A 17,975-nucleotide genomic window follows, 5' to 3' on the forward strand; every position below is an offset into this window, starting at 1 on the left:
TCCTCAGAACGGAAACGCATCGGCAGGGCTAGTCAATCGACAGTTCGCTCACGCGCTGCTCGGCCTCGTCGAGTCGGTCCAGGCATTCGTTGGCCAGGGCCACCCCCTCTTCATAGGCGTCGAGGGCCTCGTCTAGCGAGGGGGCGTCGTCTTCGAGAGTGTCAACAATGTCTTCGAGGCGGTCCAGGGTGTCTTCGAACGTGCGCTCGGTGGGATCGGACGCGTCGGGCATAGGGCGCTGGAATGGTACGGTGGTGCGAGCGGGAAGACGAAAGAATCAAGAAAGGATCCCTGTCCAAATGTATTGAAAGCCTGGTCGGTTCGGGAGAAAGAGATGGACGGGGACCGTGGCGGTGTCTATCCTATCCGGTGGGCATAGCTCTTTTCCCGCACAATTTCCTTTTCCGTCATGGACCTCGGACTTCAGGATCGAACCGCCATCGTCACCGGCGCGAGCCGCGGCATCGGCAAATACATTGCGCAGGCCCTCGCCCGCGAGGGATGCGACGTGGCCATCTGTGCACGCACCGCCTCGGACCTTGAAGGGGCCGCAGAAGAGGTTCGGGACGAGGGGGCGGAGGTACTTGCTCTGCCCATGGACGTGACGGAGGCAGGGGAGCCGGAGCGCCTCGTTGAGGAGACCTACGACCGATTTGGACGCATCGATACGTACGTGGGCAACGTGGGCGGCAACCGACGGGGGAGCTTCGAGGAGCTGTCCGACGACGACTGGGAGGACCTGATGAACCTGAACTTCATGTCACACGTCCGCGTGAGCCGGGCAGCCGTCCCGCACATGCGGGAGGTAGAGGGCGCTTCGATCTGCTACATCTCATCCATCTTCGGGCGGGAGTTGGGCGGCGCAGGATTGTCCCTCTACAACACCACCAAGTCGGCCCTCATCAGTGTAAGCAAGGTGATGGCACAAGACCTTGCCCCCGAGATCCGCGTCAACAGCGTGGCACCGGGGTCCATCCGCTTCCCGGGCGGCAGCTGGGACCGGCGTGTGAAGGAGAACCCGGAGGAGATGGAGCAGTTCGTCGAGGAGAACATCGCGATCGAGCGGTTTGGGCGCGCCACGGAGGTGGCCGACGCCGTCACGTTCCTCTGCTCCGAGCGAGCCAGCCTCATCACCGGCGCCTGTATCAACGTAGATGGCGGCCAGAGCCAGTCGCTGATCTAGGATCGGCAGCTACTCGAAGCGGGTGAGGGTGGCCCGGACGCGACGGGTCTGCGGCTCGGAGGTGCGCCACTGCACGAGGATGGGACTTTGGTAGCGGCCCTGCTCAATCGTCCCTTCGCCGTTGGCCTCGTCCTCGGTCACGAGCAGGCTGACCGACCGCTTCATTCGTAGGAACCGCTCGGCCGGCACCGCGAGACACTTATCGATGATGCGCTCGATTAGAGACTCGCTCAGGCCCAGCGTGTCCACCACCTTGTTGACGAGCCGGACGAGGTCGTACTTCGCATAGTTTTTGGCCTTATTGGGGATGGCGCCGGGGTCGCGGAGCATGTTGCGGCCCTTCCGCGCCATGAACTGAAGTGGGTCCTGGAGCACCTCCACCAGGTCGTGCTTCATGAGGAGGGTTTCGTACTCGTTGACCGTGAGCCCCACATGCTTCTCCTCGGGAATCAACTCGAGATGGACGCGGCCTGTGCTGACCCCGTGTGCGGCCAATCGCTCGTGGAGCTTCTTGAAGACGCCGAGCCGAGGGTCGCGCAGGCTCACCGAATCGATGGAGTGGTCGGAGACCGGGACCTCGAGCTCCGTCTGGTCGACGATCCGTTCGTTGTCGTACCCAATGACCGTCGTGCGGCGCTCGCGGCGGTCCTGGTTGTCTTTGTTCACCCCGTCGAGGTCAATGAAGAAGACCGGTCGGGCGGGCGTGCTGGGGTACGTGACACAGTTTTCGAGCCCCGAGCCGATGAATGTGAGATGGGAGTCGGCGTTGCGGGGCTCCGTGCGGCGCTGTTTGGGGCTCAGCTCCTTCCGAAGGTGGAGTTGGTCATGCTGGTAGTCGGCTCCGTACGGAAAGAGCTCCTGGAATGGATCTAAGAACTCGTGTACCTGGTCCTGACACTGGTCAAGCCGGTTGCAAATGGTTTCCTCCAGGTAGCCGGCCGTCGTGTGGTACGAGCAGTAGAGGGCCTGTTCGTGGTCGCGCAAGAACCCTTCAGCCTCCTCCTCCACGTGCTGATTTACGTCAATGACGTCCACGCGCTGCTCCGGCTGGAACTGAATCGTAAGTTGGGTCGGATCCGAGGCCATAGATCGCAGGACGTTGACAGTCGGGCCGGCCGTGGAGCAGAGAGGCGAGAAGGCGGTGGGCGTGCCGGGCCGTCGTCGGAGGAGAGAATAACGGTCCCCAGCGTAGAGCGGTCGGATGTACAGCCTACAAACAGGGCGGTTCCTGGTCAAGGCCTCGTGCTGTCTGCCCGCAATCGTCTCGTGCAGGCGGGACCTGGGACCTCGACTTTACGATGCCGTGACATCTTGGGTGGGGCAGTCGGACGTGTTGCCGACGGTCCGGGCACGTGCAGAGACGGACCGCCACGGCTACTCGTCGTGCGGAAGCACCTCGGCGTCGCGGTGCCCGTCTTGGAAGTGCAGGCGCACGCGGTCGCCGTCCTGGAGCGACTCGGCCGATTGGACGGACGTGCCGTCCTGGGTGAGGTGCACGTAGCCTCGGCGCAGGGGCTGCTCGGGGTCGAGGGCCTGCAGGCGGTCGCGGAGACGAGTGACACGACGACGAGCCTGATCGACGGCTCGGACGCCGCCGCGCTCCAGGCGGTCCACGAGGGTGTCGAGGCGTTGTCGGTGTTGCTCCAGGTGGCGGGTTGGGGTGTGGAAGGCCCGCGACGACACGAGCGCGTCGACGTGCTGACGGGCGGTTTGGAGGCGGCCCGTGACCCGAGAGTGGAGACGGTCGTGGAGGGCATGGACGCGCTCGGCCACGTCTCGTCGGTCCGGCACCACGAGCTCGGCCGCCGTGGACGGCGTGGCGGCCCGTTCGTCGGCCACGAGGTCGGCGATGGTCACGTCCGACTCGTGCCCCACGGCGCTCACGACCGGCAGGCCGGACGCGTCGAGCGCCCGTGCCACCACTTCCTCGTTGAACGCCCACAGGTCTTCGGTGGAGCCACCGCCCCGTCCCACAATTAGCAGGTCGGGCCGCTGAGCATCGCCGGCGGGCAGGTCGTTGAAGGCCGCCACCGCGTCGGCGATGGCTTGGGGGGCATCGAGGCCCTGCACCTTTACCGGGCACAGCACCACCTCGGCCGGTGGAAACCGGCGTGCCAGCCCCGACTGGATGTCGTGGACCGCCGCCCCCTGGCCCGACGTGACGACGCCGATGGTATCGGGAAAAGCGGGCAGCGCCTGCTTGCGCTCGGGGGCGAAGAGCCCTTCCGCCTGCAGCTTCTGCTTAAGCTCCTCGAACGCCTTCTGCCGCGCTCCCTTGCCCGCCTCCCGCATCGCCTGCGCCTGAATCTGCAGGTCGCCCCGCCGCTCGTAGACGGAGGCGTGGCCGTTTACGCGAACCTGCATGCCCTCCTCGGGCTCGAAGTAGACGTACTGCGTGAGGTGCTTCCACATCACGCAGCGGATCTGCGCGTCCTCCCCCTTCAGGCTAAAATAGCAGTGGCCGGATGCGGCCCGCGTGAAATCGGACAGCTCCCCCTCCACCCATACGTCGTCATAATGATCTTCGACCAGGTCGCTGAGTCCCCGTGTCAGTTCGGCGACGCTGAGCACGGAGTCGTCGGCAGTGTTGTTCGTGGGGGACATCGGTTACGAGAACGGCTGCGGGAAAACAAAGTAGATCGTGGAAGCCGGAGCGTAGCGGCTCATGGAGGAATGTGGGGACGGGGCGGAGAGATTCAGTCCGATCGCCCCGATGAGGGAAATGTTACGTGAGAGGTTTTTGAACGCAGGGGCTTCCGGGGCCGCGCCGCCGGCACACCGTGTGTGCCGCCCCGTACAGCACACTGATTCCGTCCGTACGCTCCTCTCGACACATTGTGCAGGCTTCATGTCCGACCCCATCCACATCCAGTTCGTGTGTCTCGGCAACATCTGCCGGAGTCCCCTTGCGAAAGCCGTCTTCCGCGACAAGGCACAGCAGGCCGGTCTGGAGGAGCACTTCGAGATCTCGTCCTCGGGCACCGGCAGTTGGCATGTCGGCGACAAGGCGGACGACCGGATGCGCAGGACCGCTCAGCGCAATGACCTGTCGCTGGAAGACCACCGCGCGTCGCAGTTTGAGGCCGAAGACCTGGCGCGGTTCGACCACATTTTTGTGATGGACAAGAGCAACCTGAACGACGTCCTTCACCTCGACGAGGACGACCAGCACGGGGGTAAGGTGCGGCTCTTCCGCGAGTTCGATCCGAAACCGGACGACTACCAGGTCCCGGATCCCTATCAGGGGGGGCGCGAAGGCTTTGAGCGGGTCTACGAGATCGTTGAGCGGACCGCGGACATGCTCCTCCACCGCCTCGCCGACGAGTACGATCTGGTGGACGTCGGGGACGAGCAGGAGGAGGCGAAAGAATAAAGTGCGGACGCGGACCCGACCCCAGCTCGACTCGACGGTGCCATCCGTCGCGCTCTTTTCGTTCACGCCTCCAATCCTACACTCAGTAGTATGCTGCCGGACGCGCTCCGTGACGCGTTGGAGGAGCGACTCGACGCAACGATTGAGTCGGTGGTGTCCGTGAGTGGCGGATGCATCGCGAACGCGTGCCGCCTCGAAACCGACGCCGCACCGTTTTTTCTAAAGTACGGCCCCGACGAGGTGGCGCGCACCTTTCCCGGCGAAGCCGCCGGCCTGGAGGCCCTCGGCGCGGCCGATAGTCCCCTCGTGGTGCCGTCCGTCCACGACACTGCGCCCGCCACCGATGCCCGCCCGGGATTTCTCGTCATGGAATGGGTCAACCCAGGGCGCGAGGGACGACGCTTCTGGGACCGGTTTGGGGAGGGGCTTGCGGCCCTGCACCGCTACACCGCCGACGCGCACGGGTTCGACCAGGACAACTTTATCGGCCGTCTGCCGCAGTCGAATGCGTGGACCGACGACTGGCCCACCTTCTTTCGGGAGCAGCGGCTGGCGCCGCAGGTGGACATGGCGCGGGAGCGCAACCGGTGGCGCGACGGCTGGGGGGAGGCCCTTAGCACCCTCTACCGGCGCCTTCCGGACATTCTCCCCAAATCGCCCGAGCCGTCCGTCCTGCACGGCGATCTCTGGAAGGGCAACTACATGGTGACCGCCGTCGGCGACCCGGCCCTCGTCGATCCCGCTACGTACTACGGCCACCGCGAGGCGGACCTGGCCATGACCGAGCTCTTCGGCGGGTACGACGATCGCTTCTACGATGCCTACCGGTCGGCGTGGGGGCTGGCACCGGAATACGAGACGCGCCGCGATGTCTACAACCTGTACCATCTCATCAATCACCTCAATCTCTTCGGGGGCGGCTACGCCGCACAGGTGGAGAAGACCCTCCGCCCCTTCAGCGAGCTGAAGTGATCGGGGAGCTACAGGCGGACGGTCATGTCGTGATCGACCGTCACGAGGCAGGAGAGGCGTCCCATGCCCATGCCGCTGAGCGTGCTGTCGAGGGCCTGTGTGGGAGGAGGGGCACCCTCCGTGATCTCGACCACGCACAGGCCACAGTGGCCCCGCCCCCCACAGTTGGCGACGTCCGTAACGGCATTGTGCGGCGAATGCCCATGACGACGCAGGGCCTGGCGTAGCGTGATGCCCGGCTCGACCTCGATCTCGTGCCGGCCGGTCTCGGTTTGTACCGTGATTGTATGGGTGTCGGTTGCGGAGGCGGTTATGCTCATGTCAATGTGGCAAGTGGGCCGGTATGATGAGGGGGAGTGTGGGCGTCAGGCCACCGTCTCGCTGGGCGGATCGGCCAGCTGGTACTGGACCCGGCGGTACAGCAGGGTGGCGGCGGTGCCCCACAGGAGTGCCCCGAGGGGCGCGGCGCCCCACCACGAGAGGCCGGTGAGAATGTGGACGGCGTCGGCGAGGCCGGCGGCCACGAACAGGAGGGCCACGGCGAAAATAATGGAGTCGCGGACGATGATCTGGTCGGCATCCATGGACATAAGCGCGGGGTCGGTTGAGCAGGCAGTCGATTCGAGGAGGGCGCAACGGAGGATGAGGCTACGGCACGTACCAGATGCCCCGTACCGGGTCCAGCCACTCTCCCACGACAATGTGGGGCAGCGCCAGAAGGCAGACGAAGATGGTGTAGAAGGCCACCGCCCCGCCGAGCAGCCCGGCGCCGCCCAGGGGGTTCGGGACGAGCACGTAGAAGCCAGCCATGAGCCCGAACGTGACGAGCGCCCCCACGACCATCGCCGCCCAGGTGAGGGGGAGCGACAACCGATCCGGCGCCGGGTCGTCGGAGGCGACGGCCGTGGTGCGGGCAGTCTGACGCAGGGTGTACCAGAGCGGAAAGTAGAGCCCCACCGCTAGCATCATGGGGACGAACGTGAAGTAGACAACCAGGAGCGTCGTCTCGGCAAAATCCGTGAGCCAGTCCTTTGACACTCCCCCGGTATACAGCCCCCCGCCGAGATGAGCCACGAGGGCGAGGCCGTAGACCGTGCCCACCGCCATCTGGACGTCCGAGAGGCGCGTGGTCAGCGGGAGGGGGCCCGCCGCGCCGAAAATATGCACCATGTAGGTGGAGAACGTGACGTAGACGCCGGGCCAGGCCAGCAACGGCACCAGCATGATGGCGCCGCCCCGCACGAAGGCCGCCAGGCCGCGCTGCCACGACGACTGTAGGTGCTCGGTCCCGCACAGGGCATCCATCACCTTCACCCCGCCGTGCCCACCCTTCACGACCGCCGTGGAGAAGGCCAACCCGAGCGCCACGACGGGTGCTACGAAGAAGAACCCCACGAAGCCGACGAGGAAGGCAAGGTACAGCACGACGTACCGCAGGCTGAAGGAGACGCGGCGGTGGCGCAGGTTCTCAAAGTGCTCGTAGCCGCCGTGGGGCAGGTTGAGGGCCACCATTCCGATGAGGTACCCGATCATCTGGGCCTCCATCGACAGCGACACGTTGAGCAACGCCGCAAGGACTCCCCCGACGGCCAGGGCCCCAAGGGCGATGCGCGAGCCCCAGACGGCCAGGGCCGAGGGAGACCGCGCCGAGGCCTGACTTCGGGGGGCAGAAACCGACGAAGCAGCGGGAGTAGCCATGGGGTCGAAAAAGCCACTTGATAGAATGAGTGAGACGTTTACGCGGGAGTGTCGGCGGCAATGGCCTGGGCGGTCTGCCTGCCACTAATCAGGCACATCGGCAGTCCGACGCCCGGCTGCGTGTCCGCGCCGGTGTAGTAGAGCCCCGACGCCGTGTCGGCCCGGTGGCTGGGGCGCAGGGGCCCGGTTTGCCACAGCGTGTGGGCGAGGCCGAGGGCGTTGCCCTTCGGCTGCCCGAAGTGGTTCGCGAAATCCGAGACGCAGGCCTCGTGCTCCACCGTGATGCGGCCCCGAAGGTCGACCGCGTGCTCGGCCAGATCCTCCAGCACCCGCTCACGCATCCAGGCGCGACGGGCCGGGCCATCGTTGAGCCCCGGCGCGATGGGGACCAGAATGAACACCGAGTGGTGGCCATCCGGGGCGTAGGAGCGGTCGGTCTTGGAGGGGACGTGAATGTAGTAGGATGGATCGGTGGGCCACCCGGGCTCGTCAAAAATCGCCTCGAAGTGCGCGTCCCAGTCCACGGGAAGCACGAGAGAGTGGTGGCGCAGTGGCTCGACATCCCCCTCTACGCCCAAGTAGAGCAGATAGGCGGACGGGCCGTAGGTCTGCCCGTTCCAGTATTCGTCGCCGTGATCACGCTGGTCGGGCGGGAGGAGCGTCCGTTCCACGTGGGCCGGGCTGGCATTCGCCACGACGCAGTCGGACGTCCGCGTGTCGCCATTCGTGCGCACCCGCACGCCACCGCCGTTCGAGTGGATTCTCGAAACGGGGGTATTGCGCTTGAGGGTGACCCCGAGGCGATCGGCGAGGTCCACGAGGGCGTCGACGAGTACCTGCATTCCGCCCATCGGGTGGAAGACGCCTTGGTTGAAGTCGACGTGGCTCATCAGCGTGTACAGGGCGGGCGTGTTGTAGGGGGAGCCCCCGAGGAAGACCAGCTTGTACTCCAGAAGCTGGCGCAGCTTCGGGTGCTCCACATACCCCTTGACGTGACGGTCCATCGGGCGAAGCAAGGGCAGGGCCCATGCCGCGCGCAGGACGTCCCCGTCGAGCCAATCTCGCAGGCGAGCCCGGCGGGGATAGACAAACCGGTCCATCGCGAGCTCATAAACGGCCTCGGCGTGGTCGAGGTACTGGTGGAATGCATCGGCCGCCCCATCCTCGTAGGCCTCGAGCTTTGGCGCGAGGGCGTCCGGGTCGGCCGGCACGTCGAGCCGGTCGCCGTCCTTCCAGAAGACGCGGTAGCTCGGGTCGAGGCGCTCCAGGTCGTACGCCGCGTCGACGGACGTGCCGAATGACTCAAAGAAGCGCTCGAACACCTCCGGCATCAGGTACCACGACGGCCCCGAGTCGAAGCGAAACCCGCCGGACTTAAACGAGCCGGCTACGCCTCCAAGGTTGTCGTGTTGTTCGAGCAGGGTGACGTCGGCCCCGGCGTCGGCGAGGTGACACGCTGCCGAGAGTCCGCCGATGCCGCCGCCCACGATGGATACAGAGTCCGGAACCGTCATGACTGTTGGGGCACAGGGCGAGTCAACGTAGCACTATCTCTATTCGTGAGCGAAAAGAGAAGATTCCCTATTTCGGATAAAAACATCTTCTTTTCTCCAATGTAACGTTCTGCGCTGGGGAAGGCCGGACTCCTCCATTACCCTTGGTAGTGACGCGTCGGCGTCCACCCCGGCCGGTACTGCTTCTGAGTCTCGTTCGTGATCCTTCTCACCATTGCTTCTGGCCCATGCCTGCTCTTTCTCCCGATACGCTTCTCGTCGAACTCGTGGGCGAGCGGCCCACCCGTGCCCAAATTCTCGACCGACTCGGCATCGACTGTGGCCGGGAGGGCGGACGTTCCCTTGCGGAGGCCTGCGAGGCGCAGGGGCTTGATCCCGAAACGGTCGCCCGGATGCTTGACGTTGCGGTCGAGACGGTGCCCACCGAGGGCAATCCGGAGTGGCTATCCGTGTCCCTGCCAGACCTACTGGACCACATCCAGTCGACCCATCACGACTACCTGCGGCGGGCCCTGCCCCGCCTCGCAAGGCGCCTGAAAACGGCGGGCCGGGACCTGGGCGCGGAGACGCCCCAGTGGCTCGGGCGGGTCCAGGAGGCCTTCCAAATGCTAAGGTCCGACCTGGTGGCGGGCCTCCGGCGGGAGGAAGAGTACGTGTTTCCCGCCCTGCGGACCGTGGCCGAGGGACGGGTGCTGCCCGACGGGTCCACGCCGAGCCAAAAGACGCTCCGGGACATGGCCGACCAGCACGACGACACGAGGACGAAGCTGGAGCGTCTCCGAGCGCTGACGGACGGGTATCAGGCGCCGGAGGGGGCGGACCAGGTCCTCCAAGACGTACTGAATCGACTGCACGAGCTGGAGGTGGACCTGCGCCGACACCTCCACGAAGAGCTCCACATCCTCCTTCCCCGCGCGGAATCGCTCCTCTGATCCCCGGCCGTGCACCCGCCTGCTTCTGCAGACTTTTCCCGCCATGAATGTTGACCTCGATCTCCTTCGCCAGTACAACCAGTCGCTTCCCCGCTACACGAGCTACCCGACTGCTCCACACTTTGGAGAGGCCGTGGGGCCGGAGACCTTCCGGGCGGAGGTGTGGCGTGCAAACACGTCGTCGCCCGAAGCGCCGCTGTCGCTATACCTGCACCTGCCCTTCTGCCGACAGCTCTGCTACTACTGCGGGTGCCACATGAAGGTGACGCACGATCCGGAGCGCATCGCGAAGTACCTCCGCTACCTGAAGCGCGAGATTGACCTGCTGGCCCCAATGCTGTCGTCGGCGCGGCCCGTCACCCAGGTGCACTGGGGCGGTGGCACCCCCACCCTGCTGTCTCCGGAGCAAATTCGGGGGTTGGGACGGCATCTCCGCGACCGCTTCCGGGTGGCGCCCGACGCCGAGATCAGCATCGAGGCCGACCCCCGCGGCCTGACGGAAGACCACATCGTGGCGGCCCGCGAGATCGGGGTGAATCGTCTGAGCCTGGGGGTGCAGTCCTTCGACCCCACGGTGCAGGAGGCCATCAACCGGGTGCAGCCGGAGCGGCTCACGCGAACCGCCGTGCAGTGGGCCCGAGACCATGGCATCGACAGCGTCAACCTCGACCTGGTGTACGGCCTTCCCCACCAGACGCCCGACACGATGGCCGAGACGCTCGGCGGGGTTGTTGATCTCGACCCGGACCGGATTGCGCTGTACAGCTATGCGCACGTCCCGTCCGTGCTGGAGCACCAGCGCCTCATCCCGGAAGAGGCGCTCCCGGCCCCGGCCGTTCGGCTGGGGCTCTTCAAGCAGGCGCTCGAGACGCTGACGACGAGTGCTGGCTACCGGTTCATTGGGCTGGACCACTTCGCGAAGCCGGACGAGGAGCTGGCGCTCGCGCAGGACAATGGCACACTCCGTCGGAATTTTCAGGGCTACTCCACCCGCGCAGGGGCCGACGTCTACGCCTTCGGCCTCTCCGGCATTCACCAGCTCTCGGGGCTCTACGCCCAGAATACGAAGACCCTGCGCACGTACTACGACCAGATCGACCAAGACGAGCTGACCGTCTACCGGGGCTATCGACCGACCCCGGAGGATCGCCTGCGGCGCCACGTCATCATGCAGCTCATGTGCAACGCCGAGGTGCAGAAGGCGGCGGTCGAGGCTCGGTTTGAGGTCGACTTCGACGCCCACTTCGGCGAGGCCCTCGACCGCCTGCACCCGCTGGAGCAGGACGGGCTCGTCGCGCTGAGCCCAGACGCGATCCGTGTGCGTCCGCCGGGGCGCCTGCTGGTCCGCAACGTGGCCGCGGCCTTCGACGCGTACTTGCACGACGCCGCTCCAGACACGCAGCCCGCCTATTCCGACAGCGTTTGACGCCCACAGTCCACTCACGCTTCTGCTTCCACATTGACCTGATTCCCAATGACCGCTTCCACCGCACTTGCCCCGTCCACCGCGCCCAACATCATTCAGGGCGGGATGGGCATCGGAGTTTCCAGCTGGCGCCTCGCCCGCCGCGTGGCCCGGCGGGGCGAAATTGGCGTCATATCCGGCACCGGCATCGACTCCGTGGTCGTGCGCGAGCTCCAGGAGGGCGACCCCCACGACCGGCGCCGAATGCTTGCCGAGTACCCCGACGACGAGATCGCGGGTCACCTGATTGACCGGTTCTACCGGCCGGAGGGGATGCCGCCGGGCGAGTCCTACGACCTGCTCAATATGCAGGGCTTCGAGCCCTCCATCCGCGCCCAGCGCATCCTCGCGGCGGCGACCTACACGGAAGTCCGGCTCGCGGCGGAGGGGCACGAGGGAACGGTCGGCATGAACCTCCTGGCGAAGCTGAAGCGCTACACGCTGCCCTGCATCTACGGCGCGCTGCTGGCGGGCGTCGACATCGTCTCCATCGGGGCGGGGATCCCCCTGGAGGAGGCCCGTCAAATCCCGAAGCTGGCGGCGGGCGAGCCGGCGGCCCTGCGGCTGGACGTGGACACGAGCCAGGCGCCGGATGGCGAGGACACCGCCGACGACACCTATGTGTACCGGTTCGACCCGGCCGACGTGCTCGGGCCCGCGCCCCCGACCCTCGATCGTCCCCTGTTTCTACCCATCATCTCGTCCGACGCGCTGGCCCGCATCATGGACGCCAAGCTGCCGGACGAGCGCGTGGATGGATGGGTCGTGGAGGGCCCCGTAGCGGGCGGGCACAATGCCCCACCTCGAAACAAGAACTACACCGAGGACGGCACGCCGCTGTACGACGAGCGCGACGAGGCGGACCTGGAGGCGATCCGATCCCTCGGCAAGCCGTTCTACCTCGCGGGCGGATACGGCTCGCCCGAGGGGCTCCGGGCTGCCCACGAGGCCGGGGCTGCCGGCATCCAGGTGGGATCGCTCTTCTCCCTCGCCGACGAGTCCGGCTACCCGCCCAGCACCACGCGCCGCCTCATTCGGGGGCTGCACAACGGGGAGATTGAGGTCAGCACCGACGGGCGCGCCTCTTCCACCGGCTTTCCGTTCAAGGTGCTCACCGCCGACGGCACGTTGGCCGACGCGGAGGTACGCGAACGGCGGGCCCGCATCTGCGACCTCGGCTACCTGCGCGAGCCGTACCTCGACGAGGAGGGACGCCTGATGGGCCGGTGTCCCGCGGAGCCGGTCAAAACCTATACCAGCCGCGGGGGCGACCGGGAGGAGACGGAGGGCCGGGCCTGCCTCTGCAACGCACTGATGGCCAACATCGGGCTTGGGCAGCAGCGCGGGACCCGTGCGGAGCCGCCCCTCTTCACCGGGGGCGACGCACTGGAAGACCTCCCGCTCGGGTCGGCGGAGGATCCGCAGTACGACGCAGACGACGTGCTCAACTATCTGTACGAAGACGTTCGCCCCCCTCGTGTGTCGAGCCCGTTACGACGGCCGCAGCCGGCCGATTGACGGGGGCTCAGGCGTCCTGGATGGGGAACGCTGACAGAGTGGACCGGTGCGTATCATGTTATGCACCCGTCCCGTGTCGACTCCGCAGCGCTCCTTTCACGGCCCCAACGTCCAGATGCTGCTCTCAAAAAGCTGTGAGTACGGATTGCGCGCGATGCTGTACCTGGGGACCCTCGATCAGGAGGCAGCAGAGGCGGATGAGGGCTCCGGCGCCACCCGTGAGTACGTCTCGATCCAGACCGTCAGCGACGACCTGGAAATCGGCTTCTCGTTCCTGACGAAGGTCTTCCAGCAGCTCAACGATGCGGGGCTTCTGACCTCGAAGCGTGGCCCGGGCGGTGGGGTAGCCCTCACCCGTGCGCCGGGCGCTACCAGTCTGTACGAAATCGTGGTGGCCATCGACGGGAATGACCTGTTTCAGGAGTGCGTGCTGGGCCTGCCGGGCTGCGGGGAGGCCGAGCCGTGCCCCCTCCACGAGCACTGGACCGAGGAGCGCGACCGCATGAAGACAACCTTTCAGCGGACGACGCTGAGCGAGGTGCCGGACGTGCGTCTCACGCCGTTCATCGACGACCTGGCGGAGGCCGAAGAGGCCTCGACGTAGGCCTGCCGCGTGCTTCGGCGGAGCCCATGTCTAGCCCGTGTCTCATACGAGCCGGTCGCGAATCTCAGAGGCGTAGGAGCGGCTCACCCGGACGGTGGTGCCGTCGTCGAGCACGGCCTTGTACCCACCCGAGCCGTCGCTGTAGAGGTGGTCGATGGCCGGGAAGGCAAGAATGTGAGAGCGGTGGACGCGCATGAATCGCGTTGGGGCAAGGCGGTCCTCCAACGCGCCGATGCCCATCGACGACAGGTGGGTCGTCTCGTCGGTGTGGAGCTTCGAGTAGTCGCCCGCCGCCTCCACCCATCGAACGTCGTCGGGGTCGACCGGGATGATTTTGTCGCCGCGGCGCACGTAGAGCCGCTCGGGCGGTTCGTCGGCGTCGGCCCTGGCCTCCTGCAGCAGCGTCGCCAGCTGATCGGCGTACGCGTCGTCGTCCCGGTCGTGGCGCTCCAGCGCCCGCTCCACGGCGGTTCGGAAGCGGGCCTTGGTGTACGGCTTCAAAAGATAGTCCACTGCCCCCGCCTCAAAGGCCTCGATCGCGTACTCGTCGTAGGCGGTGGAAAAGATGATGTCCGGCAGCGTGTCGACCCGTTCCAGCACGTCAAAGCCGTCGAGGCCGGGCATCTGTACGTCGAGGAAGACGAGGTCGGGGGCCTTCTCGTTGATGGCCTCAATGGCCGCCCGTCCCGTTCCGCACTCGCCGAGGATTTCGATGCGGTCCACCTCCTGCAGGTACTCCTGAATCAGGCTGCGGGCGGGCGGTTCGTCGTCGACAATGAGGGTGCGCACAGGCTCGGGCGGAGACTAGAAAAAGGGAGGCGCGGTGAGGTGAGGAATGGTCAAGAATCGGTGGTGCCGTTTCGGGGGATGGAGAACCAGACCCTGAAGCCGGTCGGGTTGTTCTGGGCAGTGCGGAGGGCCGCGTCGGGGCCGTAGGTGTGTTCCAGTCGTGCGGTGGTGGTGGCGAGGCCGGTGCCATCCGTCGAGCCCGAGAGCGGGTCCTCGGCGTCGGGGCCCACGCCGGTGTCTGCCACGTGCACGTCGAGCTCGTCGTTCTCGGCGGTTACCTCCACCGTGACGGAGCCGCCCTCCTCGCTCGGGGCAATGCCGTGGCGGAGCGCATTTTCCACGAGGGGCTGCAGCACCATCGGCGGCACCGGCGTGTCCAGGGCGTCGGTGTCGGCGTCGACGTCCATCCGGGCCCGCAGCCGATCCGAAAAGCGGTGCCGCTCCAGGTCGAGGTACCGGCGGGTGAAGGCGATTTCTTCCCGCAGCGGAACGAACTCACGATCCGGGCCCTCGAGGGCGTACCGCATCATGCCGGAGAGCTTCGCGATCATATTCCGGGCCTGCTCCGGGTCCCGGCGGAGCGTTGCGCTAATCGAGTTCAGGGTGTTGAACAGAAAGTGCGGGTTGACCTGGGCCTTGAGGGCGGCGACCTGTTGCTCGCGGGCCATGGCCAGAAGCTCGGTGGTTTGCCGCTCCTTCTGCCGGAGGCGCTGGACGTTCCGCACCAGGTGGTAGAGGGCAAACTGGATGGCGTAGACCGTCAGGTTGCCGAACAGGACCCATTGGTACTGGGCCCCAATCTCCGCCGCGATGCTGGGGGCAAACACGGCCCGAACGACGAACAGGTACGACTCGAGCCCGCCCCAGGCGTAGAGGGGGCCGAGGGTCAGGTGCGCGCCGAGCACCCATCCCCAACCCGTACGATCCATTTCGCGCACCGTGACCCACCAGACCGGTACGCTGTAAAGGCCGAGGATAAGAACAAAGGCAATCTGCCCGGCGAGGAGGCCAACGAAGGGGGCGTTGGGCTCCTGCTGAGCGATAAAGAACGTGTAGAGGAGCGCGTAGAGCGTCCAGCCCACCGCGGCCAGTCCGATCCCTGTCCAGGTGATGTGCGGCTTGGGTGGGGCCTGGGTGTCGATGTCCTCCAGGGAGGCATCGAGGTCGGTTGAAGAGGGCACCGACGACATGTCTGCTCAGTGTATTGGGAGGGAGTCGTCTCGTCGAGGTGCGTTACGACCACCGGAAGGCCCACGCCGCCACGACGGCACTCGCGAGGCCCATTCCTGCAAGGACGAGCCCCGCCGTCCCGTTCCACTGGCCGTGGAGCCAGGCGTCCTGCAGGAGGCGGGTGACGTGGGTGAGTGGCAGGGCGAGGCTCACGGTCACCAGCCAGTCGGGGAAGAGAAACTGCGGAAGGGCCGCCCCCGAGAGGAACAGCATGGGGAAGAAGAGCGCCATGCCAACCGACTGCGCCGCGCGGGCTGTGGGCATCAGGGCACCGAGCAGGAAACCGAGGCTCAGGAAGGCGATGCCGGCGAACAGCAGCGCACCGATTGCCAGCAGAAAAGAGGACGGCAGGGGCACGGCGTACGCGATGGTGGCGGCGACGAGGAGCAGGGCCGTGCTCACGAGTAGCATCACGAGGTTCACGGCGGCCTGTGTCCCCAGCACGGTCGTCGGACGGAGCGGAGTTACGCGAAATCGGCGGAGAATGCCCTGGTCGCGCTGCGTCGCCAGCGTGATGGGCAGGCTTAGTAGGCCGAGGGAGCCGATCGTAAGGGCCACGTAGCCGGGAATAGCGCGCGTGGTATAGCCGACGTCGCCGGGGGCGGAGGCGGGGCCGTTGCCAAAGATGGCACCGAACGCGAACAGCAGGAGCAGGGGGAAGCCCAGCGTGAAAAACGTGGCGGACGGTTCCCGCAGAAAAAGTTTCGACTCGGTCCAGGTGAGCGTGAGGAAGGCCTTCATCGGCTTGAGCGTATCGGTTGGACGAGACTGCGGGTGGAGGGGGCAACTCGTCCCGATGGTTGAGGGGAGAGATGCGACATGATGCGTTACGAGGGGGGTGGAGTGAACCGCTTTTTTGTGTGTGCCTCAGAGGAGGAGAACGCGGACGAGTCGTCCGTGAGGGCGAAGAAAACGTCTTCCAGGGTGGCGCGCTCGGCGTGCAGGTCGTTCGGGAGGACGTCCGCGCTGGCGAGACGGTGCACGACGGTCGTTAGTAGGTCATCCCCGCCCCGCGCTTGCACGTGGCCGTCCACGACCTCCACGCTCTGCACGCCGTCCGTCGTGCGCAGGGAGTCTGGATCCAAATCGGACGGCGCGTCGAACCAGACCCGGTACGATGCGTCGAGCCGATCGATGAGGGCCTCCGGTGTATCGAGGGCGACACACTGCCCCTCATCCATCATGGCCACCCGGTCGCAGAGCGCCTGGGCCTCGTCCATAAAGTGCGTGACGAGAATGACGGTGGTGCCGGATGCCTGGACCTCGCGCAGCAGCTCCTGCGTGCCCCGACGAGCCTCCGGGTCGAGCCCCGTCGAGATCTCGTCGAGCACCACGAGGTCGGGATTATGCACCAGCGCGAGGGCTACGAAGAGCCGTTGCTTCTGGCCGCCGGAGAGGGCGCCAAAGGCCGCGTCGTGCTTGTCCGTCAAGCCCCAGCGGTCGAGGAGTGTGGCAGGGTCGGTCGTCGTCGGGTAGAAAGAGGCAAAGAGATCGAGGGCCTCACGGACCGTGATGCGGTCGGGCAGGGCGGCCTCCTGCAGCTGAGCCCCAACCCGACGGTAAAACTGCTTGGGCGACGCCTGCTGCGGGTCCATGCCGAGCACGCGCACGGTGCCCGTGTCGGGTCGGCGCAGGCCCAGGGCGCACTCGACGGCGGTTGTTTTGCCCGCGCCGTTGGGGCCGATGAGGCCGAAGATCTCGTCCGTCTCGACCTTTAGGGACAGGTCGTCGACGGCGACCGTGGAGCCGTATGCCTTTCGAAGGCCATCGATGGCGAGAGCAGTGTCCATGGCAAGAACGATGAAGGACGAGAAGTGAGGGGCGAGAGGCTCCCTACCCGGTCTGTTCGTTGAGGCGAGGTAGGAGGACGGACTGCACCCAGCCGTAGTCGGGATTGAGGTCGAGCGCGGTCTCGAAGGCCGTGCGGGCCTGGTCGTACCGCCCGGCCTCCAGATGAGCGAGGCCGATCCAGGCGTGCGCCTCGGCGTGGCCCCAGCTGGGCATCAGCGGGTCGTCGGCGGGCGCCTGCTCGGCGAGACGGGCCGCTTTCCTGAACTTCTCCAGGGCTCTCTCTTCATCGCCGCCAAACATGCTGGGTGCGTAGAAATCCGATGTGCCGTCGATGATCCACACGCGCGGATTGTCGGCGCCGTGCTCCTTGGCCTGTTTCATGGCCTCGTTGGCCTTCGGGCCCAGCGACATGCCCTGCATCGGGTTCATGCCCATCATCTGCCCGTAGCACCCCGACAATAGCGCCCAGGCGTCGGCCATCGTGGAGTCGAGCTCCGTGGCGCGCTTGAGGTGGGTGAGGGCGTCTTGAAGGACCTGCTCGCGACGGTCCTCGGCGTCTTCGGAAAGCCGGTTCACGATCCGGTAGTCGGCGAGGGCGGCGTAGTAGTGGGCCAGCGCCGCGCGGTCGGCGCTGTTGGTGGCCTGCTTGGCCAGGGCACGAGCCTGCCTCAGGGAATCGATCGAGCCCGTGTCGGTGGCGCTACGGATTTGGGTCTTGACCTCTCGAAGGAGGGAGTCGGTTGCCGAAGGCCCGAAGGCAGGAGACGCTGGTGTCGTGGACGCCGCCGGCCCGCTCGCCCCGCATGCGAGAAGGCCGATGAGCAGAATGCAGGCGGTGGAGAAGAAGACCGAGGATTGGAGAGCGTTTGATGAGATCGGGAGCATGAGAGATTTGGGAGATGAGAA

At 66.3% G+C, this 17,975-nt stretch carries 19 protein-coding genes; 7 read left to right on the plus strand and 12 right to left on the minus strand.

Annotated features, from left to right (window positions below; all coding sequences use genetic code 11):
• Window positions 1–28 precede the first annotated feature (28 nt).
• Complete coding sequence (xseB, locus tag OJB03_RS13185; protein WP_263788210.1) at window positions 29–232, minus strand: exodeoxyribonuclease VII small subunit; 204 nt, start codon at window positions 230–232, stop codon at window positions 29–31.
• Between the two features lie 177 nt (window positions 233–409).
• On the opposite strand from xseB, the gene OJB03_RS13190 reads away from it, so the two are divergent.
• The gene (locus OJB03_RS13190) at window positions 410–1,183 is read left to right on the plus strand and encodes an SDR family NAD(P)-dependent oxidoreductase (protein WP_263788211.1); all 774 of its coding nucleotides are present in this window, start codon (window positions 410–412) and stop codon (window positions 1,181–1,183) included.
• 9 nt (window positions 1,184–1,192) lie between these two features.
• Here OJB03_RS13190 and OJB03_RS13195 read toward each other — a convergent pair whose 3' ends face one another.
• The gene (locus tag OJB03_RS13195; protein ID WP_263788214.1) at window positions 1,193–2,269 is read right to left on the minus strand and encodes a YjbQ family protein; all 1,077 of its coding nucleotides are present in this window, start codon (window positions 2,267–2,269) and stop codon (window positions 1,193–1,195) included.
• A 288-nt stretch (window positions 2,270–2,557) separates the two neighbouring features.
• Window positions 2,558–3,787 carry an exodeoxyribonuclease VII large subunit gene (gene xseA, locus OJB03_RS13200; protein ID WP_263788217.1) on the minus strand — a complete coding sequence of 410 codons (1,230 nt, stop codon included), beginning with the start codon at window positions 3,785–3,787 and terminating at the stop codon, window positions 2,558–2,560.
• A gap of 244 nt (window positions 3,788–4,031) precedes the next feature.
• On the opposite strand from xseA, the gene OJB03_RS13205 reads away from it, so the two are divergent.
• Both OJB03_RS13205 and OJB03_RS13210 read left to right on the plus strand, forming a co-directional pair.
• The gene (locus tag OJB03_RS13205; RefSeq protein WP_263788219.1) at window positions 4,032–4,556 is read left to right on the plus strand and encodes a low molecular weight protein-tyrosine-phosphatase; all 525 of its coding nucleotides are present in this window, start codon (window positions 4,032–4,034) and stop codon (window positions 4,554–4,556) included.
• Window positions 4,557–4,646: 90 nt separating this feature from the next.
• Entirely contained in the window at window positions 4,647–5,528 is an 882-nt protein-coding gene (locus tag OJB03_RS13210; RefSeq protein ID WP_263788221.1) for a fructosamine kinase family protein, read from the plus strand.
• 8 nt (window positions 5,529–5,536) lie between these two features.
• Here OJB03_RS13210 and OJB03_RS13215 read toward each other — a convergent pair whose 3' ends face one another.
• From OJB03_RS13215 to OJB03_RS13230, 4 genes are all read right to left on the minus strand, one after another.
• On the minus strand, window positions 5,537–5,848 hold the full coding sequence (locus OJB03_RS13215) for a 2Fe-2S iron-sulfur cluster binding domain-containing protein (protein ID WP_263788223.1): 312 nt from the start codon (window positions 5,846–5,848) through the stop codon (window positions 5,537–5,539).
• Window positions 5,849–5,893: 45 nt separating this feature from the next.
• Complete coding sequence (locus OJB03_RS13220; protein ID WP_263788224.1) at window positions 5,894–6,112, minus strand: hypothetical protein; 219 nt, start codon at window positions 6,110–6,112, stop codon at window positions 5,894–5,896.
• A 64-nt stretch (window positions 6,113–6,176) separates the two neighbouring features.
• Window positions 6,177–7,226, minus strand: coding sequence for a Brp/Blh family beta-carotene 15,15'-dioxygenase (locus tag OJB03_RS13225; RefSeq protein ID WP_263788226.1), 1,050 nt, complete (start codon window positions 7,224–7,226; stop codon window positions 6,177–6,179).
• A gap of 38 nt (window positions 7,227–7,264) precedes the next feature.
• Window positions 7,265–8,740 carry a phytoene desaturase family protein gene (locus OJB03_RS13230; RefSeq protein ID WP_263788228.1) on the minus strand — a complete coding sequence of 492 codons (1,476 nt, stop codon included), beginning with the start codon at window positions 8,738–8,740 and terminating at the stop codon, window positions 7,265–7,267.
• Between the two features lie 227 nt (window positions 8,741–8,967).
• Between OJB03_RS13230 and OJB03_RS13235 the strand changes: the two genes are divergently transcribed.
• The 4 genes from OJB03_RS13235 to OJB03_RS13250 all read left to right on the plus strand — a co-directional run bounded on the left by OJB03_RS13235 (window position 8,968) and on the right by OJB03_RS13250 (window position 13,259).
• The gene (locus tag OJB03_RS13235) at window positions 8,968–9,672 is read left to right on the plus strand and encodes a hemerythrin domain-containing protein (protein WP_263788230.1); all 705 of its coding nucleotides are present in this window, start codon (window positions 8,968–8,970) and stop codon (window positions 9,670–9,672) included.
• Between the two features lie 43 nt (window positions 9,673–9,715).
• Window positions 9,716–11,098 (plus strand): oxygen-independent coproporphyrinogen III oxidase, encoded by a 1,383-nt coding sequence (hemN, locus tag OJB03_RS13240; RefSeq protein ID WP_263788232.1) that lies wholly within the window; start codon window positions 9,716–9,718, stop codon window positions 11,096–11,098.
• Between the two features lie 48 nt (window positions 11,099–11,146).
• Window positions 11,147–12,655 (plus strand): nitronate monooxygenase, encoded by a 1,509-nt coding sequence (locus OJB03_RS13245; RefSeq protein WP_263788234.1) that lies wholly within the window; start codon window positions 11,147–11,149, stop codon window positions 12,653–12,655.
• 73 nt (window positions 12,656–12,728) lie between these two features.
• Window positions 12,729–13,259: an RrF2 family transcriptional regulator gene (locus tag OJB03_RS13250; protein WP_263788236.1), complete on the plus strand. Its 531-nt coding sequence runs from the start codon at window positions 12,729–12,731 to the stop codon at window positions 13,257–13,259.
• A gap of 42 nt (window positions 13,260–13,301) precedes the next feature.
• Here the strand turns inward: OJB03_RS13250 and OJB03_RS13255 are convergent, their stop codons facing one another.
• The 5 genes from OJB03_RS13255 to OJB03_RS13275 all read right to left on the minus strand — a co-directional run bounded on the left by OJB03_RS13255 (window position 13,302) and on the right by OJB03_RS13275 (window position 17,954).
• Window positions 13,302–14,048, minus strand: a complete 747-nt coding sequence (locus OJB03_RS13255) for a LytR/AlgR family response regulator transcription factor (protein ID WP_263788238.1) — start codon at window positions 14,046–14,048, stop codon at window positions 13,302–13,304.
• A 50-nt stretch (window positions 14,049–14,098) separates the two neighbouring features.
• On the minus strand, window positions 14,099–15,238 hold the full coding sequence (locus tag OJB03_RS13260; RefSeq protein WP_263788240.1) for a sensor histidine kinase: 1,140 nt from the start codon (window positions 15,236–15,238) through the stop codon (window positions 14,099–14,101).
• 43 nt (window positions 15,239–15,281) lie between these two features.
• Window positions 15,282–16,019, minus strand: coding sequence for an ABC transporter permease (locus OJB03_RS13265; protein WP_263788241.1), 738 nt, complete (start codon window positions 16,017–16,019; stop codon window positions 15,282–15,284).
• Between the two features lie 86 nt (window positions 16,020–16,105).
• Window positions 16,106–17,068: an ABC transporter ATP-binding protein gene (locus tag OJB03_RS13270; protein ID WP_263788244.1), complete on the minus strand. Its 963-nt coding sequence runs from the start codon at window positions 17,066–17,068 to the stop codon at window positions 16,106–16,108.
• Between the two features lie 43 nt (window positions 17,069–17,111).
• The gene (locus tag OJB03_RS13275) at window positions 17,112–17,954 is read right to left on the minus strand and encodes a tetratricopeptide repeat protein (RefSeq protein ID WP_263788246.1); all 843 of its coding nucleotides are present in this window, start codon (window positions 17,952–17,954) and stop codon (window positions 17,112–17,114) included.
• Window positions 17,955–17,975: the final 21 nt, after the last annotated feature.

The sequence above is a fragment of the Salinibacter grassmerensis genome (assembly GCF_947077765.1).
GTDB lineage: Bacteria > Bacteroidota > Rhodothermia > Rhodothermales > Salinibacteraceae > Salinibacter > Salinibacter grassmerensis.